Raw genomic sequence first — 23,235 nt, forward strand, 5'->3', positions numbered from 1 at the left:
CTCATGCACTCTCCCACGGTTAATCACATGGTAAACGCATTCTTAAACTCTACTCGTCGTGGTCTAGACAGAGTAATTGACTCGATGAGCAATAAACTAAAAAGCTAGGTATTTGATGTGTAATAAAAATTTAGTGCCTTTGGTTTTACATTGGTTTAAAACGTGGGAATGATGTCAGTGAATCACACAAGTTAACTATGGCCCTCTTCTTTTTTGAGAATATACTCTCCATCCTTGAATATCTTAATATTAGCCTTTTTCAATTCATAGCTATTCAATTCATCTGTACTCATGCTGGTGGCAACTATCACTTGTCCCCCAGAGTCCAATAATGAACTAGACTTATCTAATAGAGATGCAAAGCTAGATTTATCAGTCTCGTGCTGTCTAGGTTCATCAAAGACTACAAAACCTCCATGTTTCACACTGCTTTGACTGATACCTAACTCTAATAATGCAAGGGTATAGGACCATATTATCCGGATATAATCACTAGCAGATGAATCAGCTACAATGTCGTAACCATCAAGTTCGGGGCGCAAGGTTTGCTCTGATATTTGAAGAAAATGCTGATTTGCGGTTTTATAACCGAAAGCAGTTAAGTTTTCAATTAAGCGGGTTTTTAATACTTTAAGAACCTTAAATGAAACATCATCTGTACTTTTCTTCTTCAATTTTTTCAATTCTGATGTATATCTTAGCCATTGCTGATGAAGATCTTTAGCTCGCTCATTAAAGTCAGTCTGTTTCGATACTAGTTTTATTAACCCATTAATCTCATTTTCTAATTCAACTTTTCTTTTAAGGTCTTTTCCATAAAGTTCAATAAATGCGGCTTCATCTGTTTTAAGCTCATCAATACTTGACTGAATTTTAATTATTGAAATTTGTAATAAGGCTTGTTCTTTTTCTATTTTTTTTAAGTCTTTTTCATGTCTTTTTTTAATGCCGGAATAGAAGTCAACTTGATTTTTTAAGTAACCTATATTTTGTTCAACAGTTAAAGGCTTACTTTTTACTGGTACTTTAGCCAAGCTATCGTACATATCTGAATCGCAAACTGGACATGAACCAATTTCCGCTTCGAAGTTAACCTCACTTCCTACATCATGTAACCGTTTTAATTGTCTATATCGGTCTAACTCTAAAGCAATATTTGAAACCTTATTTTCCATCTTCTGGATCGAAATTAAAAAGCTCTCTTGTTTTTGCACTAGAGAATCAAAATCTCTGAGTAATGTTCTCTTCTTCGCAGTTAGCTCTGAGACGTCATTATAATGAGGCCACGTTTTAATATTATTTTTGATATCAATTAATACAGCTTTCAGTCCACCCAAATAAGGCGTGATCTCAGTAAACTGATCTTGTTGAGGTACTAAAAAAGATATTAAAGGAAAAAAGCTCTCTTTTTCCAAAGTACAATCCAATTGTAATTTCATACCACCAAATTCAGCTAAAGAATCGGCTGAACTAATAATTTTTTCCCAATCTCTTTCAATGCTACTCGTTATCGCATTCAGTTCCGCTAATCTATTTTTTTTACTATAATTTTCTACTCCTAAACAGAACTCTAGTGCGGCTTTTTTCACTCCCTTAATACCATAATAAGTCGGTGTATTAGCCTGTAATTCTGACCAGCCTCTTTTTTGCTCAATGAAGAATAAAGGAAATACACATTCGAGATAAAGTCTTGTTGGTTTACCTTCATGAGTTACTAAATTTGGTAAATTCCAACCTAGGTATCTTTCAAGCCAAAAGTGGAACCCTTTTTCGCTTTTTGCTGATCCTACGCTACCTGCACTACCCAGAAAATAATCTTCAAAAGTGCCTTTTTCATCAAAGACTGTAACTTTATCCTTATCACCTTCAACATCTCTTTTGAACTTTGCATATTGCCCAGTTGCATTTTCTACTTCTAATTCAACATATGACTGACTTACAAAATGCGGTGTGGCATCAACCTTTGATGATTCTAAAAATTGATGCATAGATCTTGGAAAAGGTTTTCTTCTACTTGGACCTAAGATGGCATCTAAAGCTAAAGCATAAGCTATTGAATTAATACAAGTAGATTTACCCGATGAGTTTTCTGCACGTATGATGTTTAATCCTTTATAAAAAGGAATTTCAGTTGAATAAACTCCATCATTTGTAACAGAAGTTACTTTTAATTTTTTTAAAGTTAGTCCTAGCATTTTTAGTGTCCTAAAATCCTTTTTATATAATTTTCTGTAACCTTATTTTTTATTGAATGTAGGAATTCAACTTCATTGTTAAATAAGCTTAGGTCGTTTACCAAATGTAATAATTTATACCCCTCTTCTCCTAATATTAAGGTTTCTGAGTCTAGTTGCAAAAAACCTTTTGCCATCGCTAGTTCTATCGCTTTGTCTGTTGACTTGTCAGATGACATTGACAAAACCGAATTAGAATATGAATGTAAAGAATCATAATAATCACTCCAGTTTTGAGGCCGTATTAACATCCAAAGTAGCACTCTCATTTTGGTGAGTTTCAATGATATACCACCTGTACCTACTACATTAATTGCAATACACATTAAGCCAATACGCCATATAGGTCTCAATTCAATAGGTAATGGGTAGCTAGTATCACTAAAGATAGCTGTAGCTGTTTTATGTTGAAGTTCCTTCTCGTTATTCATTGATAATAAAGTCCATCTTACATTCGGCTAACCACCGAGCTATTAAGCCACTAGAAAATATCTCTATATTATTGTTTGAGATTGATTGCTCTATAGTTTTAATAGAATCTCTATTTTTTTGTAAAAGCGACATTAATATATTTTTAGGCTCATCTCTTACAAATAAGCTTTCATTTTTTAAAGCTTCCAAATTAACTATAGCTATAGAAGTTACTTCCGTATACAAATCAGGAAATTGATCTCTATATGCATCCATCAATTCTTCAACCTGCATATACTGTCGAATCAGGCTTGTTCTAAGCCTTTCAAGATCGCTTTCACTAAATTTATTTGTTTTCCTACAAATATTGTCAAAAAAAGTACTATTCTCAGATTTCCATATCTCTGTTATTTCAGTATTTATATCAGATATATCAACATTTATTTCCTCTCCAATGTATCTCCTAGAGAAAATAGATCCCGATGGAAATGAGTCGTCAGTTTCTATTTTTACAGAAATGCCTTTCGGGATTGAATATGATAGTTGTGGGATTTTTTTCTCTTTTGACTTACAGTATTTGAGTAATTCTTTTGTTCTAACTTCAGGGATAACGAGTACCCAACAAGATATTTTGATATCGCCAAGCATTTTTTCAATTTCTGATTCATGCTTACTTAACTTTTTAAGGTCTTCATTTATTTTTTTTTTGAACATGCCTTCTATACTCATCCATTGAGTACGAAGGGTCAGGATAGTAACACTGAAAAATGACACCACAATTTGTAAAAAACTCTATTCCATGATCGCCTCTGTCATGGTGAGGAACACTAGTAAAATTTTTCCAAGTGAATTCGTGCCGGAGCATCCTCTCACAGAAGCTTTCCCAAAGAGCACCATTCATTTTCAGTTTGAAGTTCAATCTCAATTCCTTTGATATTTTTGACTATCTTTCAATGTCTTAATTTAACAATAATGGGTAGATTAATTCAACAAGTAATATTTAAATATAAATAGAGCAATAATATCAGGCCTTGCATTCCCCCAAGACCAAACACCACTTTCACGTTTAACACCCTTCCCCCGTCATCACGCCCTGAAAATAAGCAATTGATGAGTAATGCATTTCATAGATGAAATGAAAGCCATGCTTGCACATGGATGTGCTTTCATGGCGTTTACGTTCACATCGATTGTGGTTTGAAGGATTAAGCGTGATGCTCGGGTGCGCTGAGAGGTGACGAATAACCGAAGCGCAGCTTCGCAGTATGAGGAAGTGAAGGCATGGATGCCGACAGTAACCCAGCTTCATGGATGAATTACTTGCAGCAGCGTTAAGTTTGAAAATCTATAGCCCCACATTGGCTCACCAAGCCAGCGCGACAAAACCTTGAATAAGGTTTCTAATTTATAGAAGTGTGAAACGCGAAACGCATTCACATTATCGGTGACGATAACCTCAAACACCTATTCAAATACTTATTCGGGCTATCGCCCGCGCGTCAGCAAGCTAAACGCCTACAACTAGTAACATATACTCTTGGCTTTTGAGCGAGTAAATATATTTGTGATTGGTTGGGTTTCGTTTCACTCAACCTAGAGGAAATACAGAAGGTCAAACTTGCTTCTTGCCAAGACCAAACACTAACCTCACGTTTAACACCCTCCCCCGTCATCACGCCCTAAAAATAAGCAATTGATGAGTAATGTCGCGCATGGATGCGCGATAAGGCGGAACTAGGCCATGGATGGCCTATCTTCGCCATTTATGTTCACATCAATTGTGGTTTGAAGGATTAAGCGTGATGCTCGGGTGCGCTGAGAGTGTCCAGAGAGGGACCAGCGGCAGCCCCTCTTTGGCTGCCGTCGCCAGCGCGACAAAACCTTGAATAAGGTTTCTGATTTCTAGAAGTGCAAAACGTATTCGCGCTATCTGTAATAGTAACCTCAAACACCTATTCAAATACTTATTCGGGCTGTCGCCCGCGCGTCAGCAAGCTGTACGCCTACAATAAATAATACATATTCCTGGTTTGTGAGCGAGTAAGTATATTTGTGATTTGTTGAGTTTCGTTTCACTCAACCTAGAGGAAATACAGAGGGTCAGTCTTGCTTCTTGCCAAGACCAAACACTAACCTCACGTTTAACACCCTTCCCCGTCATCACGCCCGAAAATAAGCAATTGATGAGTAATATCGCGCATGGATGCGCGATAAGGCGAAACTAGGCCATGGATGGCCTATCTTCGCCGTTTACGTTCACATCAATTGTGGTTTGAAGGGTTAAGCGTGATGCTCGGGTGCGCTGAGAGTGTCCAGAGAGGGACCAGCGTCAGCCCCTCTTTGGCTGCCGTCGCCAGCGCGACAAAACCTTGAATAAGGTTTCTAATCCCTCAATGAGCCAAAAGCAAACAAAGTATGCGCCTTCAATAATTAAACACCTTTTGGGCTGCGCCCAACACGCCAGCAAGCTGTGCGTCTACAATGTTTAAACACACACAAAAAAGCCGCTACATTGCTGCAACGGCTTTTTCAATTTTATAAATTCCCAATCTTTAATTGGAAATTTTAAAAATTATCAATCTCTATATGTCTCAACCGCTGGGCATGAACATACTAAGTTACGGTCGCCGTATACGTCATCAATACGTGTAACGGTTGGCCAAAACTTGTTTTTAGCCACGGCAGGCACTGGAAATGCAGCGTAAAAACGGTCGTACGCGCGGTCCCATTCGTTACCTAACACGTCGCCTTGTGTATGCGGTGCAAACACTAGCGGGTTGTTTTCGATTGACCATTCGCCAGAGATTACTTTTTCGATTTCGCCTTTAATTGACACCATTGCTTCGATAAAGCGGTCAATCTCACCTTTTGATTCAGACTCAGTTGGCTCAATCATTAATGTGCCAGCTACTGGGAACGACATAGTTGGTGAATGGAAGCCGTAATCTTGCAAGCGCTTAGCTACGTCCATTTCAGTAATGCCTGATTGCTCTTTAAGCGGGCGTAAGTCAACAATACATTCATGAGCAACACGGTTGTTACGACCACGGTATAAAATTGGGAAGTGCTTGCTTAGCTCATGCGTTAAGTAGTTAGCGTTCACAATGGCCATTTCAGTGGCTTGTTTTAAGCCCTCGCTCCCCATCATGGTGATGTAAGCCCATGAAATAGGTAAAATAGCGGCTGAGCCGTAAGGCGCTGCCGATACCGCACCGTTACCGATGTTAGTACCTGGTACGTTAATTACGCTGTGGTTTGGCATAAATGGCGCAAGATGCGATTTAACACCAATTGGGCCAACACCTGGACCACCGCCACCGTGTGGAATACAAAATGTTTTATGCAAGTTTAAGTGCGATACATCTGAGCCAATAAAGCCTGGGCTTGTTACGCCAACTTGCGCGTTCATGTTTGCGCCGTCCATGTAAACTTGGCCGCCGTGTTCATGAATAATGTCACAAATTTCGCGAATTGTTTCTTCGTATACGCCATGCGTAGACGGGTATGTGATCATGATGCACGATAAGTTTTCAGACACTTCTTCTGCTTTCGCTTTAAGGTCGTTCATGTCTACGTTACCGTTTTTGTCGCAGTTAACTACTACAATTTTCATGCTCGCCATTTGCGCTGATGCAGGATTAGTACCGTGCGCAGAGCTTGGGATTAAACATACATTACGGTGTGCATCGCCGCGTGACTCATGGTATTTACGAATCGCGATTAAGCCTGCGTATTCACCTTGCGCGCCAGAGTTTGGCTGTAGTGATACTGCATCGTAACCGGTAATGTTTACTAGCCAGTCGTGTAACTCGTTAATCATTATTTGGTAACCCTCTGCTTGATCCAGCGGGCAGAATGGGTGAAGGTTTGCAAACTCAGGCCACGTAATTGGGATCATCTCAGCAGTCGCGTTTAGTTTCATGGTACATGAGCCTAACGAGATCATTGAGTGATTAAGCGATAAGTCTTTGCTTTCTAGTCGCTTAATGTAGCGAAGCATGTCTGTTTCGCTGTGGTAGCTGTTAAAGTTTGGATGCGTTAGTACTTCGTCATCACGTACTAAACTTGCAGGAATTGACTCGCTGCCATTTTCTTCAACGTCGGCTGCAATAGCGTCAACACTTAGGCCATGCCCTTCGCCTAAAATAATATCGAATAACTCAGTAATATCGGCACGTGTTGTTGTCTCTGATACCGAAATTGAGTACTCGCCTTCGTGGTTTGTTGCAAAGTTTACGCCTTTTGCAATTGCACGCGCTATTACGTCGTCTTTGCTATCGCTTACTACTGTTAGCGTATCAAACCAAGTGCTGTGCTTAAGTGCGATGCCTTTAGCTTTAAGGCCACTTGCTAAAATATCAGCAAAGCGATGTATACGCTGCGCGATAGTTTTTAAGCCTTGTGGGCCGTGGTACACCGCGTAAAACGCTGCCATGTTGGCAAGTAATACTTGTGCTGTACAAATGTTTGAGTTGGCTTTGTCGCGACGAATGTGTTGTTCGCGCGTTTGCATTGCCATACGTAGTGCGTCGTTACCTAAACGGTCTTTAGATACACCAATAATACGACCTGGTAATGAACGTTTGTATGCGTCACGTGTTGCAAAAAATGCAGCGTGTGGACCGCCGTAACCCATAGGTACGCCAAAACGTTGAGCCGAACCAAGTACTACGTCTGCGCCTAGTTTACCCGGTGCTTTTAATAGTAATAAGCTCATTATGTCGGCAGCAACACAGGCAATGGCCTTTTTGCTTTGTACGCCAGCAATTAGGTCAGTTATGTCTACCACTTCGCCTGATGTAGTTGGGTATTGGAACAATGCGCCAAAAATGTCGTGGTTTACGGCATCTTCTGCTTTACCTACAATTACTTCAAAACCAAACTGCTCGGCACGCGTTGTTACTACGTCGATTGTTTGTGTGTGTACGTCGTCGGCAATAAAAAAGGCATTTGCTTTTTTAGCTTTTGATACGCGTTTTGCAAGGCCCATAGCCTCTGCAGCGGCTGTTGATTCGTCAAGTAGTGATGCACTTGCTAAATCAAGACCAGTTAAATCTAGGGTCATAGTCTGGAAGTTTAATAATGATTCTAAACGCCCTTGTGCAATCTCTGGCTGATACGGTGTGTACGCTGTATACCAACCTGGATTTTCTAGTACGTTACGTAAAATTACGTGCGGTACGTTAGTTGGGTGGTAGCCTTGGCCAATGTACGATTTGAAAACTTTATTTTTGCTTGCTACTGATTTTAAGTAGCTTAGTGTTTCAACTTCAGTACGGCTTTGTCCAACTGTTAGCGGTTGCTCTAGACGAATGCTAGCCGGTACAGTTTGGTCAATGAGCTCTTGCACACTCGATACTTCTAAAGCACTTAGCATATCGCTTACTTGTGCTGGGCTTGGCCCAATATGGCGGCGAATAAAGTCTTGCTTTTGCTCTAGTTCTTCAAGAGATTTGGCGTTTGACATGTGTCCAGATTCCTATGATCCAAAAAATGTGGCTACTGCTGATGGGTAAACAGCAATAACTTAAAATTCTTATAATTTAACAGCTTACTTTGTATGGAAAAGTTAACTGTAAAATCATAAAAGCCCCGATATCTAAATAAAACACGCGGGGCTTTTAGTTATCTACAAAGAATAATTATTCTTCGTCGATAGTGTGCGAGTAACCTTCAGCGTCTAATAAGTTGTCTAGCTCAGACTCGTCAGATGCTTTAATACGGAATAACCAACCGTCGCCGTAAGCGTCGTTGTTTACTGTTTCTGGTGAGTCTTCAAGTTCTTCGTTAATAGCAACAATTTCGCCACTGATAGGTGCGTAAATGTCTGATGCTGCTTTAACTGACTCTGCTACTGCACAGTCTTCGCCAGCGTCTACTTCGTCGCCAACTTCTGGTAATTCAACAAATACCATGTCGCCAAGAAGCTCTTGCGCATGCTCAGAAATACCAACAGTAAATGTACCGTCGCCTTCGTTACGAACCCACTCGTGTGAAGGTGCGTATTTTAACTCGCTAGGAATGTTGCTCATTTTATTTGTCCTTTGGTTTATATTGGGAGGATATCAATCACTGTAATTACACTGATTGATATAACCAAATTATTTAAATTATTGATTTACCGTTACGTACAAAGCTAGGCTTTACTACTTTAACGTTGACTAATTTTTTACGCATTTCTACTTGAGCTGTATCGCCTGTTGAACGTGGTACACGTGCAAGGGCTACACTAAAACCAAGTGTTGGTGAAAAAGTACCTGATGTAATAATACCTTCACCACCATCAACAATTACTTTAGAACCGCTACGCAAAACGCCTTTTTCTTCAAACACTAAGCCAACTAGTTTGTCAGTGCTTTTTTCTGCGCGTTGCTTAACAAGTACGTCACGACCAATAAAGTCACGATCTTCTGGTTCCCATGCAATGGTCCATGCCATGTTAGCTGCAAGTGGTGATACGCTTTCGTCCATATCTAGGCCGTAAAGGTTCATACCTGCTTCTAAACGTAGCGTGTCGCGTGCACCTAAACCAGCAGGCTTAACACCTGCGTCTAGCAGTTGTTGCCATAAATCGGCTGCTTGGTCGTTCGGTACTACTATTTCGTAACCGTCTTCGCCAGTATAACCCGTTGTGGCAATAAATAAATCACCTACTTGAACACCAAAAAACGGCTTCATACCTTCAACAGCAGCTTGTTGCTCAGCATTTAAAAGAGTGGCTGTTTTTGCTTTAGCGTTAGGGCCTTGCACTGCAATCATTGCAAACTCTGGGCGCTCTGTAACAGTTACGTCAAAGTCGCTCGATACGTTAGCCAAATGCGCTAGGTCTTTTTCGCGCGTTGCTGAGTTAACAACTAGGCGGTAAAACGTTTCACTAAAGAAATAAATAATTAAGTCGTCTATTACACCGCCTTGCTCGTTAAGCATGCCTGTGTAAAGCGCTTTGCCTGGTACGGTTAATTTTGCAACGTCGTTAGCTACTAGCTTACGTAAAAATGCTTTTGCTTGAGGCCCTTCAATATCAACAATAGTCATGTGTGATACGTCAAACATACCTGCGTCGGTACGTACGCTATTGTGTTCTTCTATTTGTGAGCCGTAGTTGATTGGCATTTCCCAGCCATGAAAATCAACCATTTTTGCGCCCGCTTCTAGGTGCTTAGCATGTAGTACAGTTTTAGAAGTCATAACATTCCTTCACGTTTAAATTAACCCTGTTTAGGGCGTGGCTTAAATAGATATAAAAACAGGTAAACATTGTTATGCTCGCCTGTTGTTTTTATTCGTTATGCGGCTTCACTATGCATAAGTGCAAAACCTTGCGCTTGCATGTAGCTTTGCCATTTTTGTAATTCTTGTTGTTTAGCTACTAATACAAAGTGTTGTTCGTCGTTTTTATCAATGACGGTAATAAATACATCACCGCTTTGTGCACCGTAGCAAAGTTGCGCGTCAGAAAGGCGCAAACCTGGTGTTAATTTAAAAGCATTAACTAGGGTATCAAATGCGTTGTCGCCACTTAAAATAAAGCTTGCTAGGTCGGTGCGTACTACATAATCAATATCAAAACGTAATTGCTGCTCGTTTATAAGCGCTTGTAGTTGAAGGCTTGCGTTGTGTGGTAGTACGAATCTAAAGGCGGTTTCGCTAAAGTAATAAACAGCAAAACTGTAGTCAGAATTATAGTCGCCATCAAGCGTGCCTTTTAAGCCTAAACCGCTGGCGGTAAGCTTAGTTAAATCAAGGCCTAAAATAGTGCTTAAAAATACACTGGTTTCGGTGCCGCTAAAATCCATTACAACGTGATTGTTGTTAGTTTGCAAAGCGTTAGTAACCGCACTACTTGCGTTGCTGTGGCGGGCAAACATTATTGGGTTAAAAGTCATAACAAACACCTGTGTATTTTCGATTACAAAAGTATATTGCCCACGCCTATCAACAACAAATTGTAATTATTTATCAATTGATAAATAATACTTATATATATGGCTATATAAATTGTAATTTTAAATATGAAAAACATATCAACAGACGGTTTACGTACTTTTGTAATGGTAGTTGAAATAGGTGGCTTTGCTAAAGCAGGCGATTTACTTGGCCTGTCGCAACCTGCTGTAAGTTTGCAAATAAAGCGCTTAGAAGACGTGCTTGGCTATAAACTATTTAAAAAACAAGGGCAGCGCCAAGTATTAAACCAGTACGGCGAGCTATTATTGCCTATGGCAAAACAAATGATGCAACACAACGATGCTATTTTGCAGCAGTTCACCTCAGAAAACATCGCAGGTAAAGTGCGCTTGGGTATTCCGAGCGAATTTGCAGCGCGCATACTACCTTCTATTATTGGCGACTTTGTGGCGCTCTACCCTGAGGTGTCGTTAGAGGTTAAGTCGCGTTTAAGTAAGCATTTGCTTTCGGCCTCAAGGCAAGATCAGTTTGATTTAGTACTTGCGCTAAATGAGCGACTCAACTCTGATAAGTTTCCTATTTTTATGCAAGACGAACTAGTGTGGGTGGGCGACCTGTCACTTGCGCATAATGAGGTGGTTACCCTAGTTACCGCACCAGAGGGGTGTATTTATCGTCGCCGTGCTACTGATGCATTAAAAAGTGCAGGCATTAAATACCGAATAGTTTATAGCAACGCCGATTTAACCGGCCTTATAGCTGCACTAAAAGAAGGCTTAGGTATTACGGTACTTGCTAAAAGTACAGTACCGAGTGAGCTTAACTATCAGGTTCAAACCAAGCATTTACCGGCTCTTGGTAATATTGGTATTAGCTTGGTTAAAAGTTCGGGTGAGTCGGAAAATGCGGTAGATAAACTCGCTGAATTTATAGCTCTACGCTTGGGCTAGCGCTTACGTAGCACATATAATTCGTTCAGCCTTTATAGTTAGTAAAGTAATTACAAAATAATACAAAAGAAACAATTTAGTTAATTAAGTTGCATAAGCAGGTGTTTTTAGTTCTATTAAACTGAATAATTAAATAGTTAATAACATTGATTCGTATTCGTTAACGTGCTCAAATTACGCCAATTAAGATAATTGACATGATTAGGAACACAATGAACCCTAAGTTTTTAGTATCTACTTTGGCAACTGCGGTTGCTTTGTCTTTTAGTGCTACTGCAATAGCAAAAGACACCAGCAATAAAGAACAACGCTTTGAACAAATCACTGTTATTGGCTCTCAGCAAGCAATTAACGATATTCCTGGTTCAGCTACGTTTATTTCTGAAGAAGAGCTTCAAAAATTCCAGTTTACCGATATTTCTCGCGTTTTAGCGTCTGTTCCGGGCGTTTACGTGCAAGAAGAAGACGGTTATGGCCTTCGTCCTAACATTGGTATGCGCGGTACAGGTACTGGCCGTAACGATAAAATATCAGTAATGGAAGACGGTGTATTAGTTGCACCAGCACCATATTCAGCACCTTCTGCATACTACTTCCCTACTATGGGTCGTATGGAATCTATTGAAGTATTAAAAGGCGCAGCCTCAGTTAAGTACGGCCCGCGTACTACGGGTGGTGTTTTAAACTTACTTTCGCGCAGCTTACCAACTGAGCCAAATAGCTCAAAAGGTATGGTAGATGCAGCCCTTGGTAGCGACGGTTACTACAAAGGCCACGCTTACTTTGGTAAAGAAAAAAATAACACAGCAGGTTTAATTGAAGTATTTACTTACGGCGCAGACGGCTTTAAAGAGCTGCCAGTAGGCAATGACAACACCGGCTTTGAAAAAACAGATTTACTATTAAAGTTTGGCCATACGTTTGGTCAAAACGATGCGCATAATCTTGAGCTAAAAATTAAGTACTCTGACGAAACATCAGACGAAACATACATGGGCTTAACTGACGAAGACTATCAAGAAAGTCCTTATCGTCGTTATGCTGCATCGCAAAACGATGAAATGAATACGCGCCACAACGCATACCAACTTAACTATGCATACCGTTTTGGTGATGGCTATGAGTTTTTAGCTACGGCTTACTTAAACGATTTTCATCGTAACTGGTATAAAGCCAGCAAAGTAAGCGAAAGCTACCTTGAGCAATACAGTGAATTTGAAGCAAACCCAACAAGCGAAGGCATTGAAGGTATTGGCGTTAAAGCTAATAACCGCGACTACCAAGCTAAAGGTATTCAGTCTGAATTACATATTCCTGCAGGCGATCACTATGTGACTGTTGGTGTACGTTACCACGAAGACGAAATGGATCGTTTTCAATGGGAAGACAAATACACACTTAATCAAGACCTAAGCTTAACACTTACAGAGCAAGGCGTTCCGGGCTCTGATAGCAACCGCGTAGATAGCGCAGAAGCAAGTACCTTGTTTATTCAAGACGAGTGGACAATTGATGCATTAGTAGTAAGTGCAGGTCTTCGTTATGAAGACATTACTATTACGCGTGAAGAGTGGTCTAAATCAGATCCAACACGCAGCAACGGTTTAACTAAAGATGTGTCGAACGACACTGAAATTTTAGTGCCGTCACTAGGTGCTACTTACACACTTAACGAAAACGTAACGCTACTTGCGGGCATTCAAAAAGGTTATGCACCAGCAGCACCTGGTAATGCTGACCAAGAAGAAGAAGAAAGTGTAAACATTGAGTTTGGCTCTCGCTTCAATATGGATGGCTTTAGCGGTGAAGTAATTGCCTTTTACTCAGATTACGACAACATGCACGGTAACTGTACTGCAGCGGTTGGTTGTAGCGACGACAACATTGGCGACCAATACAACTACGGTGAAGTAGAAGTAGCGGGCTTTGAATTTAGTGCAGCACGTACTTTTGCAACTGATACAGCTATGTTCCCAGTTAAATTAACGTACACCTACACAGACTCTGAGTTTAAAAACGATTTTGATTCAGAAATTTGGGGCGCGGTAGAAAAAGGCGATGCAATGCCTTACGTACCAGAAAACCAAGTAGCGTTATCGTTAGGTGCTGAGTTTTCTGCGTTTGTAGTTAACAGCCAAATACGTTACGTATCTGATGCGCATGCTAACTTAACTGAGGCGGGCTTAAACGCAATTGATAGCCGCGTAGTATGGGATTTAGCTGCTAAATACTTAATCGATGAAAATCAAAAAGTATACCTAAGCGTTGATAACTTGTTTGATAAAACATACGTTGCTAACCGTTCAAACGGTGGCATTCAACCAGGTAAGCCGCGTACTGTACAGATGGGCTACACTTACTCATTCTAAATTGAAAGCTGGTTAAACGGTTCACTAACAGCGTTAATAATTTTTTATGTAAGACCAAAAATTATTGCCTTGTTTTTAAACCGTTTACCAAAGCTTACAAAGTTAAAGCGTAAATTACAGACACAAAAAAGCCGAGATTGAATTTCAATCTCGGCTTTTTAATACATAAAACTTATCGTTTTATATATTAGTTATTTGCGTTACGTTGGCGTAATACTTCAAACAAACAAATACCCGTGGCTACCGATACGTTTAAGCTTGAAACAGTACCCGCCATTGGAATTTTAACAAGCATATCGCAATGCTCACGCGTTAAGCGTCGCATGCCCTCGCCTTCTGCGCCCATAACAATAGCCATTGGCCCCGTTAAGCTTGCATCAAATACGTGGTTATCAGTTTCGCCAGCGGTACCTACAACCCATACGCCTGCATCTTTAATTTCGCGAAGCGTACGTGCAAGGTTAGTCACTTGAATAAGCGGTACTGTTTCGGCTGCGCCACAGGCCACTTTACGTGCGGTACCGTTAAGCTTAGCCGACTTATCTTTAGGTACAATCACAGCGTGAACACCTGCCGCGTCTGCACTACGTAGGCATGCGCCTAAGTTATGCGGATCGGTAATACCATCAAGCACAAGTAAAAACGGTGTGTCTTCACGAGCGATTATCGCATCAAGATCTTTTTCATTAAACGTTGGCGCTGCTTTTACGTTGGCAATAATACCTTGATGCTGCTCACCCTTTGATTTGCTATCAAGGGCTTTACGCTGCATAAACTGTACTGAAATACCAAATTTACGTGCTTCATCAATAATCGGAGTTGAGCGTTTGTCGTCACGACCTTTAAGGGCGTAAATTTCTACAAAGCGCTCTGGTTCGCTTTCTAAAATTGCTTCAACAGAATGAAAGCCAAAAATTAATTCATTACTCACGTATTGTCTGCTCCTGGGCTAGTACGTTTGCGGGCATTTTTGCCTGCTCTTTTAGGCTTTTTAACGGCCTTCTTCTTCGGTTTTTTCTTTACGGCAGTGTCTGCTGCTTTTTTATCTGCAGATTTTGTTGCAGACTTATTTGCAGGCTTGCCTTTATCTTTATTTGCTGGCTTTTTTTTACCTTTTGGTTTGTCATCGCTGTGCGACTTTTTACCTGGTACTTTGCCTGCTTTTAATTGCGAACGCACACTTGCTGGCGCATGCTCAGACTTACCTGAACCTTTTTTTGGTGCACGACGACGTGAGTATCTGTCTTGTGCAACATCGCCTTTAAGCGTTAAGTTTATACGGCGATCGTCTAAACTAACCGACGCAACTTTTACTGTTACTTTATCGCCAAGGCGATAAACTTTGTGAGAGTGCTCACCTATTAGGGTGTGTTTTGCAGCATCATGCGCAAAAAACTCGTCGCCTAAATTAGTAACGTGTATAAGCCCATCAATTTGTAAATCATCTAAACGAATAAACAAACCAAAGTTAGTGACCGATGAAATAACACCATCAAACTCTTCACCTACATGGTCTTGCATAAACTCACATTTAAGCCAATCAGCTACTTCGCGAGTTGCATCGTCAGCACGACGCTCTGTTGTAGAACACTGCTCACCTAGTTGATCAACTTCGTCGTCGGTATAAGCATATTCGCCAGACGTTTGCTGACCTTGTGCTTTTATTACTGCTTTAATAGCACGATGCACGACTAAATCTGGGTAACGACGTATTGGCGATGTAAAATGCGCGTAAGCCGATAACGCTAAACCAAAGTGACCAATGTTATCTGGCTGATATACAGCTTGTTTCATTGAACGCAGTAACATAGTTTGAATAAGTTCAGCTTCTGGGCGGTCACCTAGTCGCGCTAATACTTGCGTTATTTCTTTTGGTGTTGGCTCGTCGCTTAATGTACTTTCAATACCTAACTCGCCTAAAAACTTAGTAAAGTTACCTAGTTTTTCTTGATCTGGTTCGTCATGCACACGATAAAGCGCACTCGCTTCATGCTTTTCAAGAATTTTAGCCGCTGATACGTTGGCTAAAATCATACATTCTTCAATAAGTTTGTGCGCGTCGTTACGAATAACAGGCACTATTGATTCTATTTTACGCTGAGCGTTAAATACAAAACGTGTTTCTAGGGTTTCAAACTCTATGGCACCACGGTCTTGGCGTGATGCTTTAAGTGCCATGTACATTTGCTGTAAATCAGTTAAATGTGGCACAACGGCTGAGTATTCTTCGCGTAGTTTTTCGTCGTTTTGTAAAATGGCATTTACTTTGGTGTAAGTTAAACGTGCGTGCGAGTTCATTATCGCTTCGTAAAACTTATAACCCGAAAGTTTGCCCGCGCTCGACACGGTCATTTCGGCAACCATACATAAGCGATCTACTTTGGGATTAAGCGAACATAATCCATTAGAAAGCACTTTTGGTAGCATCGGAATTACTTGCTCAGGAAAATACACTGAGTTACCACGCAAAATTGCTTCTTTGTTAAGCGGCGTGTTCATTCCTACGTAATGCGATACATCGGCAATGGCAACCCATAAGCGCCAGCCACCTGATTTTTTAGGTTCACAATATACGGCGTCATCAAAGTCGCGTGCATCTTCGCCATCAATAGTTACAAGTGGTAAATCACGTAAATCTACACGACCTTGTTTGTCAGCTTCTTCAACAAATTCACCTAGATGAGCAACTTGTGCTTCAACTTCTTCTGGCCATACATGTGGAATATCGTGATTGCGCAGTGCAACTTCAATTTCCATACCTGGGGCTAAATGCTCACCAAGTACATCTATAACTTTACCTACCGCGTTCATGTTACGGCTTGGGTTTTGCGTAATTTTAACCTGCACCATTTGGTTATGGCGGGCACCGTTTTCGTTGCCTGGTAAAATCATTATATCTTGCGTTATGCGCGGGTCTTCAGCGACTACAACAGCAACACCGTGCTCAACAAAGTAACGGCCAACAATTGGCGCGCGCTCGTTAGTAAGCACTTTTATAATACGTGCATCGCATTTTGAGCCAGAACCACGTTTAGTGCCTTTAGCTAGTACAATGTCGCCATGTAACACCATATTCATTTGGTGCTTAGCAATAAACCAATCTTTACTCTCGCCTTCAACTTCTAAAAAGCCGAAACCGTCTCTGTGGCCTATTACTTTGCCTTTGGTTAAACCGGCTTCGTCAATTAGGGCGTAGCATTTAAATTTATTGAAATACAGCTGTCCGTCACGCTCCATAGCGCGAAGGCGGCGTTTAAATGCTATTTGGCGTTCGTCATCGTTTACTGCTAGTTCTTCACATAATTGCGCGTAGTTAGCAGGCTTTGAACGCTCTTGAAGGTGAGTAAGTATAAACTCACGACTAGGGACTGGGTTTTCGTACTTTTCTTGTTCTCGACTGAGATTTGGATCTTGGTTTGACATTCACTATCTTGTTAGTTGGTTATGTAGGTATTTTAACCCATATAGTTATAATGAGACAGGTAAAAGCTATTAAACTTTTAAGAAAGCACTTTTACCTTGCTGTATAGTTTAAAAATCTAGCGCAATGGGGCTTAACGATCCCTTAACTGCAAAGTGTTTAGTTATCTCGTAGCAATGCTAAAACCTATACTATTTTTTTTGTAGGTTTTTCCACTGCAGTTTACTTATATTATCAATAAAGCTTGGGTCTTCTTCTTTCATCGTAAGTAAAATCTGCTTATTCATTTGTGTTTTATTTTGAGCGTAAATCCAACGATTTTTATTAAATTGCTGGGCAAACTCAAGTACACCCGCTTGTAGTTCGTCGTTATTTGCAAACACAGCTTCAACTACTTTGTTCTCTAGCAACTGCTGTGCACCAACCCGCTCCCCTGACATAGCTAGGCGATTAAAGAAGGTTTGCGAAATTGCCTTATTAATTATAGGAAACATCGACGGAACAAATGGCACCATTACATCCACTTCAGGAAAACAAAAAAAGCCTTTGTCTGATTTCATAAATCTAAAGTCGCACGCACACGCAAGTACAGAACCATTACCATAGGTATGCCCGTTTAACGCAGCAATAATAGGCATAGGAAAAGTAACTATACGTTTAAATAAGTCACTTATTTGAATCATAAAGTCAGAAATTGCTGCAGGTAAAATACTTGGATTAGACATCCATTGAAGGTCGATACCCAATGACCAGTTTTTATCACTTGAAGACGTTAAAATAACTGACTTAATATTTTGTTCTGCTTCAATGTGGTCTAGGTGTAAATTAAACTCAGCCAAAAACGCTGGGTTGTGGCGGTTTTCAGCGGTATTCATGGTGAGTATAGCGATATTATTTTTAGTTGTTAGTTCTATTAAGCTTGCCATTAAAACCTCTTTTAGCGCTTTTTAAGCTAATTTTAAGCGCTGTTCGTTACTTTTACATATCATAGTAATACTTTGCTTATAATTTATAAACCCGCTAATTAAAGCCACCCTTTTTGTTTAGCTATACGTGCAGCATCTATGCGGTTAGTGGCGTTTAATTTTGCAATGGCATCCGATAAATAATTACGTGTAGTCCCTTCGCTAATAAATAACTGCTTGGCTATGTCGCTTGTTTTAAGGCCATCGCTTGCAAGTTTAAGAGCTTTGCGTTCTTTATCGGTAAGTGGATCTGCGTAGTCTAATGCATTAATAGCAAGCTCTGGGTCAATTACCTTTTGTCCCTGCATTACTTTTTTAAGTGCATTTATTAACTCTTCACTCGGTGCTTCTTTTAAAATAAAACCTTTAACGCCAGTCGTAAGCGCTCGCCTAATATAACCCGCACGAGAAAATGTAGTCATAATAACCATTTTTATAGTAGGAAATTTAGCGGCTATTTTTTCGCTAAGCTCTATACCATTCATGGTTGGCATTTCTATATCGGTTAAAATTATATCGGGATGCAAATCACTATCAAGCGCCTCAATTGCATTAAGTGCATCTTGCCCGTTACTTGCTTGCCCAATAATCTCAATATTAAAATCAAGCCCTAACAATGCTGCTACTGCGTCGCGCACAAGCGCCTGATCTTCCACTAAATATACTCTGATCATTATAAATCCTTAGCTGTAATTGGCAGCACTACTTTTAAAGTAAAATTATCGCCACAGGTAAATGCTGCACTGCCATTTAGTTGCTCTGCTCGCTCTTTAATACCATTTAGGCCATTGCCCGAATTCAATGTACTACACGGACCATGGTCAATTACGGTTATAAGTAACTGCTGCGCTGTTTGTTCTATATTTATTTCGCAATTTTTTGTGTTGCTATGGCGTAATAAGTTAGTAACTGCCTCTTTAATTATAAGGCCTGCTATACCCTCTACTTTAGCGGGCAGAGCATTTAAAACCACATTAAATGAAACGTTAAACCCTTGCTCTATTAACCTTTGCTTTAACTGCGCTACTTGGCTGACAAGATTAAGCTGTTTTAAATCACTTACGGCGCTTCTTACATCGCTAAGTAACTGCCTTGCCAAATCGGCCACTTGTGCAATTTCGCTATTTGCTTGAGTGTAGCGCTCTCCTTGATTTAATTTATTAGCAAGCTCAGCCTTTAAAGCAATAGATGATAATGAGTGGCCTAAAATATCATGCAAGTCGCGAGCTATTCGTTCTCGCTCTGCAATAGCTGCTAATTGCTCTAGTTGGTTAGCGCTTTCTTGTTCGCGCTTTTTGTATAAGCTTTCTCTTTTTGCTGCAATACCGTAACTAAATAATGTGGCGCATAGAATCAAAGCAACGCCTAAAAAGTATTGAACCTTACCTATATCTCCAATATATGTGCTTAATAAAACCGTGAATATAATTGCGATCGCAGCATAAATTCTTTGACGGGAGCTGTAAGAGTAGCCTGCTATATAGGCTACGAAACCAAATAAAGTAGGCGTACCTGTGGTGTAAAAAGTAGCGCAAAAACAAATTAAGAGCATGGCTAAAAATAACTTAGTCACCCCTGCACTTTTACAGTTTATTGCTTTTATATACAAAAGAATAAAGGCAATATAGAAGGCTAAAGACATAACAATTTGGTTAACTGTAAAGCTCGCAAAATTAATTATTAGCGGGAGTAAATAAAAGCCGGTAAAAATTAAATGCCCATATTTCCAAAAACCTTTATCGCTTTGTTGAGAAAAGCTGCTTAACGAGCTCATACTAATACCTCAGGCATATTATTTTTACTTATAGCACTATTTTTATTAATAAATATAAATAACATAAAAATGCATACCAGCATAAAGCAATCTGCATACGTAACCGTAAAACTTAACGCCTCTAGCACTTCATTAATAGTTAAGCTGATTAAAATTAAAGAATTCATAATTATCTCCTGTTGAGTAAGGTAACTATGCCCGCGTACAAAAATAATAAGAGTGTGAAGTGTCATCAACTTTAATGACTTTTGTCATGCGGAAAAAATTCATCTTAAGAATTTTTAAGCAATGTTAATATATTCAAAAAGTACAACAAGGAAACTAAATGCAGCCTCAGCAACAAAGTTTAATTTATTTACACATAGCGGTATTACTTTTTGGCGGGACCGCTCTATTTGCCAAACTTATTGGGTTAAATGCTTTAGATATTACCGTTTACAGAACTGCAATTGCAGGAATGGCTATTTTAGCCATGCTGTATTTTCAAAAAAAACAAATTAAACTCAACAAACCTAAAGACTATCTTATTGCATTATTTTTAGGTGTTGCGGTGGGTATTCACTGGGTTACCTATTTTGCTGGTATGCAAATGGCCGGTATAACTATTGGAATGCTGGCATTTTTTAGCTATCCCGTAATGACGGTGTTTTTAGAACCCTTATTTAATAAAAGCAGGCCAAAAGCAAAAGATATAATAAGTGCAGCGGTGGTTGTTTTAGGTATTTACTTATTAGTACCAAGTGCAAACTTAGGCGATGATGTAACACTAGGTGTAATAACAGGTGTGATATCAGCATTGTTTTTTTCAATAAGAAACATTACTCATAAGCGCTACTTTAGCCAATATGGCGGGCCGCAAACGATGTTTTATCAAACCTTAGTGGCAAGCATTATGTTGTGTGCATTTATAGAAGTACCAGTGTATGAGGTTAGTAATCACGACCTGATTTTAATTGCTGTAGCGGGTGTTATATTTACAGCTACACCGCACTCGTTATTTGCAGCAAGTTTAAAGCATTTATCAGCGGCAACCGCTGGGTTAATTTCTTGCTTGCAGCCACTTTATGGCACCATACTGGCTATAGTAATTATTCATGAACGTCCTACTATTATGACGTTAGTTGGTGGAGCACTCATAGTGAGTGCCGCTTGTTTTGAAACGTGGTCAATCACTAAAAAGGCTCGACAATGAAAGTATTTGCACACCGTGGTGCCAGTGGGGATTTTCCTGAAAACACCAAAAGCGCTATTTTAGAAGCGTTAAAAGTAGATGTTGATGGTATTGAAGTAGATATTCAAAGTTCCTTAGATGATTACATGGTAATACACGACTCATGGCTTGATAGAACCACCAGCGGTAAAGGTAGGGTGAGTAACTTTACCGCTCATGAGCTCTCTAAGCTTGATGCTGGAAATGGTGAAAAAATCCCTACTCTTCAGCAGCTGTTTGATTGGAATAACAATAAATCTTTATTAAATATTGAGCTTAAACACACGTTTGCACTAGAAAGGTTTGTGGCTCAATTAGAACAAAACATTGAAGCTAAAAAAATATCGAAAGCCAATATTTTAGTATCATCGTTTGATCATCATCAACTACAGTGGCTTAAAAACAAGCTACCATGGCTTAAAATAGGCGCCCTTACTTCTTCTATTCCAATTAACTATGCAAAGTTTGCTAGTGATTTAAACGCTTATAGCGTACATGCAGATAAAACCTTTATAAATAAGGCTTTTGCAGAGGATGCAAAAAAAAGAGGCCTAAAGATTTATGCTTATACAGTCGATAGGGAAGAAGATATAGCGCTAATGCTTGAGTATGGCATAGACGGAATTTTTACAAATTACCCAGCGCGAACCAAAGCTTACTTGTTGTCGTTACAAAAAGGCTAACTTACATTCCCCTCACTTAAATAACAATCGTAGGGCTTGAGCATAATGAGTGGTTTTATGAAAATTTACAACTATATAGAGCAAACATTCTTTTTTACGTTAACCCGTAAAATAGTCGGTAACTTAAGTTTTGTATTATTGTTCCAAGCAATTACGTTATTTTGGCTGCATCAGAGTTTAAGCGAACAACAGCAAAGTACAGGGCTATTTTGGCTGCTTACGCTTGTGATTATATCTGGTTTTATTTTTACTCTTTTTTATATGCGTTTTTTAATTGTTCGCCCTGTTACTGCTATGCGCGATACTTTGATAGAAATAAACCAACAAGATGCAAATTTAGCAGCAAAACTTCCCCACTTTTCGTATGACGAATTTAAAGATTTAAGTTCACAATACAATATATTTACTGCCCATTTAAGTGAGTTACTCAGCACAACATATAACAGTGCTCAAGCTAGTGCACACAGCAATACACAAGTCACTGAATCGATGAAAAATACTGAGCAATCAAGTGAGCAACAAATACAGTTAAGCCACAGTATTATTAATGCCAGTATGCAAATAACCCAAAGCTTACAAGACATAGTAAATAATACAGATAGCGTACATAACGTTAATAATGAACACCTTAACTTTGTAAAACTATCTGCGTCAGAACTCGCTGCTTTAGTAGAGCAGGTAAAACTTATTACTAATATGCTAGGTAGCTTTTCAAATACAATTGCGGGACTGAAAGAAAACAGTGAAAACATTCGTAGTATTTTAAAAATGGTTGAAGAGTTTTCTGATCAAACTAATTTGTTAGCCCTCAACGCCGCAATAGAAGCAGCTAGAGCGGGTGAAGCAGGTAGAGGATTTGCCGTAGTTGCAGACGAAGTACGCACGCTTTCAATAAAGGTAAGTGGCGCAACTAGGCAGATTAGCGACTTTATAAGTCAGATGAATGATTTGGTAAACGAGACAAATAAAGAGTCAGAGCAATTAATGAATCACTCTAATAACGCACAAAGCTCAATTAGTGCAACCTGTGATGGCTTTACTAAAATGCTTAGTGAGTTTGAGCACAACCAGCAGCAGCTGCAGCAAATAGCCAGTGCTGTACATTTGCTTGAGGGCACCCAAAGTACGACTCACCAATCGGTAGAGCAAATCGTAGCTTTAGGGGAGCAAGCTAAACAGCAAATAGATACGGCATTAGCCGATAGCGAGCAATCTCAACAGTTAAGCTTGCAAACCCAACAACAGTTAAAGCGCTTTGTGCACTAAGAAGCGTTTTCGGGCTCAGAGAAATATGGTAAATTACGCAGCTA

At 39.7% G+C, this 23,235-nt stretch carries 18 protein-coding genes; 5 read left to right on the forward strand and 13 right to left on the reverse strand.

The genetic code is table 11. The features are described 5' to 3' along the window. Window positions 1-191: 191 nt before the first annotated feature. The 7 genes from QT16_RS02285 to QT16_RS02320 all read right to left on the reverse strand — a co-directional run bounded on the left by QT16_RS02285 (window position 192) and on the right by QT16_RS02320 (window position 10,531). A complete protein-coding gene (locus QT16_RS02285) occupies window positions 192-2,195 on the reverse strand; it encodes an ATP-binding protein (protein WP_039485248.1) in 2,004 nt (667 codons plus the stop codon). Window positions 2,196-2,197: 2 nt separating this feature from the next. Further along, window positions 2,198-2,665, reverse strand: a complete 468-nt coding sequence (locus tag QT16_RS02290) for a hypothetical protein (RefSeq protein WP_039485251.1) — start codon at window positions 2,663-2,665, stop codon at window positions 2,198-2,200. Further along, complete coding sequence (locus QT16_RS02295; protein ID WP_039485254.1) at window positions 2,658-3,359, reverse strand: hypothetical protein; 702 nt, start codon at window positions 3,357-3,359, stop codon at window positions 2,658-2,660. Before QT16_RS02295 ends, QT16_RS02290 begins: the two co-directional genes overlap by 8 nt. Window positions 3,360-5,220: 1,861 nt before the next feature. Beyond that, window positions 5,221-8,112, reverse strand: a complete 2,892-nt coding sequence (gcvP, locus tag QT16_RS02305; RefSeq protein WP_039485262.1) for an aminomethyl-transferring glycine dehydrogenase — start codon at window positions 8,110-8,112, stop codon at window positions 5,221-5,223. 175 nt (window positions 8,113-8,287) lie between these two features. Continuing rightward, entirely contained in the window at window positions 8,288-8,677 is a 390-nt protein-coding gene (gcvH, locus tag QT16_RS02310) for a glycine cleavage system protein GcvH (RefSeq protein ID WP_002958029.1), read from the reverse strand. Window positions 8,678-8,750: 73 nt separating this feature from the next. Further along, a complete protein-coding gene (gene gcvT / locus QT16_RS02315; RefSeq protein WP_024590230.1) occupies window positions 8,751-9,833 on the reverse strand; it encodes a glycine cleavage system aminomethyltransferase GcvT in 1,083 nt (360 codons plus the stop codon). A 98-nt stretch (window positions 9,834-9,931) separates the two neighbouring features. After that, a complete protein-coding gene (locus QT16_RS02320) occupies window positions 9,932-10,531 on the reverse strand; it encodes a hypothetical protein (RefSeq protein WP_039485272.1) in 600 nt (199 codons plus the stop codon). Window positions 10,532-10,657: 126 nt separating this feature from the next. Between QT16_RS02320 and QT16_RS02325 the strand changes: the two genes are divergently transcribed. Together QT16_RS02325 and QT16_RS02330 are read left to right on the forward strand one after the other, a co-directional pair. Then, window positions 10,658-11,503 (forward strand): LysR family transcriptional regulator, encoded by an 846-nt coding sequence (locus tag QT16_RS02325; protein WP_002958025.1) that lies wholly within the window; start codon window positions 10,658-10,660, stop codon window positions 11,501-11,503. A gap of 212 nt (window positions 11,504-11,715) precedes the next feature. Then, window positions 11,716-13,872, forward strand: a complete 2,157-nt coding sequence (locus QT16_RS02330; RefSeq protein ID WP_039485275.1) for a TonB-dependent receptor family protein — start codon at window positions 11,716-11,718, stop codon at window positions 13,870-13,872. A gap of 187 nt (window positions 13,873-14,059) precedes the next feature. Here QT16_RS02330 and rlmB read toward each other — a convergent pair whose 3' ends face one another. From rlmB to QT16_RS20855, 6 genes are all read right to left on the reverse strand, one after another. Next, entirely contained in the window at window positions 14,060-14,803 is a 744-nt protein-coding gene (gene rlmB / locus QT16_RS02335) for a 23S rRNA (guanosine(2251)-2'-O)-methyltransferase RlmB (protein WP_002958023.1), read from the reverse strand. Continuing rightward, the gene (gene rnr / locus QT16_RS02340; RefSeq protein WP_039485278.1) at window positions 14,800-17,295 is read right to left on the reverse strand and encodes a ribonuclease R; all 2,496 of its coding nucleotides are present in this window, start codon (window positions 17,293-17,295) and stop codon (window positions 14,800-14,802) included. Before rnr ends, rlmB begins: the two co-directional genes overlap by 4 nt. A gap of 189 nt (window positions 17,296-17,484) precedes the next feature. Further along, complete coding sequence (locus QT16_RS02345) at window positions 17,485-18,219, reverse strand: enoyl-CoA hydratase/isomerase family protein (RefSeq protein WP_039485279.1); 735 nt, start codon at window positions 18,217-18,219, stop codon at window positions 17,485-17,487. A 98-nt stretch (window positions 18,220-18,317) separates the two neighbouring features. After that, window positions 18,318-18,932: a response regulator transcription factor gene (locus QT16_RS02350; protein ID WP_039485282.1), complete on the reverse strand. Its 615-nt coding sequence runs from the start codon at window positions 18,930-18,932 to the stop codon at window positions 18,318-18,320. Next, window positions 18,932-20,032: a sensor histidine kinase gene (locus QT16_RS02355; RefSeq protein ID WP_039485286.1), complete on the reverse strand. Its 1,101-nt coding sequence runs from the start codon at window positions 20,030-20,032 to the stop codon at window positions 18,932-18,934. The genes QT16_RS02350 and QT16_RS02355 overlap by 1 nt, the downstream gene beginning before the upstream one ends. Continuing rightward, window positions 20,029-20,199 carry a hypothetical protein gene (locus QT16_RS20855; RefSeq protein ID WP_167334955.1) on the reverse strand — a complete coding sequence of 57 codons (171 nt, stop codon included), beginning with the start codon at window positions 20,197-20,199 and terminating at the stop codon, window positions 20,029-20,031. Before QT16_RS20855 ends, QT16_RS02355 begins: the two co-directional genes overlap by 4 nt. 158 nt (window positions 20,200-20,357) lie before the next feature. Here QT16_RS20855 and QT16_RS02360 point away from each other — a divergent pair, with 158 nt between their 5' ends. Genes QT16_RS02360 through QT16_RS02370 form a run of 3 tightly spaced genes read left to right on the forward strand, consistent with a single transcriptional unit; the run spans window position 20,358 to window position 23,191 of the window. Beyond that, on the forward strand, window positions 20,358-21,224 hold the full coding sequence (locus QT16_RS02360) for a DMT family transporter (RefSeq protein ID WP_002958018.1): 867 nt from the start codon (window positions 20,358-20,360) through the stop codon (window positions 21,222-21,224). Next, window positions 21,221-21,925 carry a glycerophosphodiester phosphodiesterase gene (locus QT16_RS02365; RefSeq protein ID WP_039485289.1) on the forward strand — a complete coding sequence of 235 codons (705 nt, stop codon included), beginning with the start codon at window positions 21,221-21,223 and terminating at the stop codon, window positions 21,923-21,925. Before QT16_RS02360 ends, QT16_RS02365 begins: the two co-directional genes overlap by 4 nt. Window positions 21,926-21,970: 45 nt before the next feature. Beyond that, a complete protein-coding gene (locus QT16_RS02370) occupies window positions 21,971-23,191 on the forward strand; it encodes a methyl-accepting chemotaxis protein (RefSeq protein ID WP_039485292.1) in 1,221 nt (406 codons plus the stop codon). Window positions 23,192-23,235 lie beyond the last annotated feature (44 nt).

Source organism: Pseudoalteromonas distincta (assembly GCF_000814675.1).
GTDB lineage: Bacteria > Pseudomonadota > Gammaproteobacteria > Enterobacterales > Alteromonadaceae > Pseudoalteromonas > Pseudoalteromonas distincta.

Excerpts from the sequence above, each read along its gene's own strand:
- QT16_RS02285 (WP_039485248.1), bottom strand. The coding sequence starts at position 2,195 with ATGCTAGGACTAACTTTAAAAAAATTAAAAGTAACTTCTGTTACAAAT.
- QT16_RS02290 (WP_039485251.1), bottom strand. The coding sequence starts at position 2,665 with ATGAATAACGAGAAGGAACTTCAACATAAAACAGCTACAGCTATCTTT.
- QT16_RS02295 (WP_039485254.1), bottom strand. The coding sequence starts at position 3,359 with ATGTTCAAAAAAAAAATAAATGAAGACCTTAAAAAGTTAAGTAAGCAT.
- gcvP (WP_039485262.1), bottom strand. The coding sequence starts at position 8,112 with ATGTCAAACGCCAAATCTCTTGAAGAACTAGAGCAAAAGCAAGACTTT.
- gcvH (WP_002958029.1), bottom strand. The coding sequence starts at position 8,677 with ATGAGCAACATTCCTAGCGAGTTAAAATACGCACCTTCACACGAGTGG.
- gcvT (WP_024590230.1), bottom strand. The coding sequence starts at position 9,833 with ATGACTTCTAAAACTGTACTACATGCTAAGCACCTAGAAGCGGGCGCA.
- QT16_RS02320 (WP_039485272.1), bottom strand. The coding sequence starts at position 10,531 with ATGACTTTTAACCCAATAATGTTTGCCCGCCACAGCAACGCAAGTAGT.
- QT16_RS02325 (WP_002958025.1), top strand. The coding sequence starts at position 10,658 with ATGAAAAACATATCAACAGACGGTTTACGTACTTTTGTAATGGTAGTT.
- QT16_RS02330 (WP_039485275.1), top strand. The coding sequence starts at position 11,716 with ATGAACCCTAAGTTTTTAGTATCTACTTTGGCAACTGCGGTTGCTTTG.
- rnr (WP_039485278.1), bottom strand. The coding sequence starts at position 17,295 with ATGTCAAACCAAGATCCAAATCTCAGTCGAGAACAAGAAAAGTACGAA.
- QT16_RS02345 (WP_039485279.1), bottom strand. The coding sequence starts at position 18,219 with ATGGCAAGCTTAATAGAACTAACAACTAAAAATAATATCGCTATACTC.
- QT16_RS02350 (WP_039485282.1), bottom strand. The coding sequence starts at position 18,932 with ATGATCAGAGTATATTTAGTGGAAGATCAGGCGCTTGTGCGCGACGCA.
- QT16_RS02355 (WP_039485286.1), bottom strand. The coding sequence starts at position 20,032 with ATGAGCTCGTTAAGCAGCTTTTCTCAACAAAGCGATAAAGGTTTTTGG.
- QT16_RS20855 (WP_167334955.1), bottom strand. The coding sequence starts at position 20,199 with ATGAATTCTTTAATTTTAATCAGCTTAACTATTAATGAAGTGCTAGAG.
- QT16_RS02360 (WP_002958018.1), top strand. The coding sequence starts at position 20,358 with ATGCAGCCTCAGCAACAAAGTTTAATTTATTTACACATAGCGGTATTA.
- QT16_RS02365 (WP_039485289.1), top strand. The coding sequence starts at position 21,221 with ATGAAAGTATTTGCACACCGTGGTGCCAGTGGGGATTTTCCTGAAAAC.
- QT16_RS02370 (WP_039485292.1), top strand. The coding sequence starts at position 21,971 with ATGAGTGGTTTTATGAAAATTTACAACTATATAGAGCAAACATTCTTT.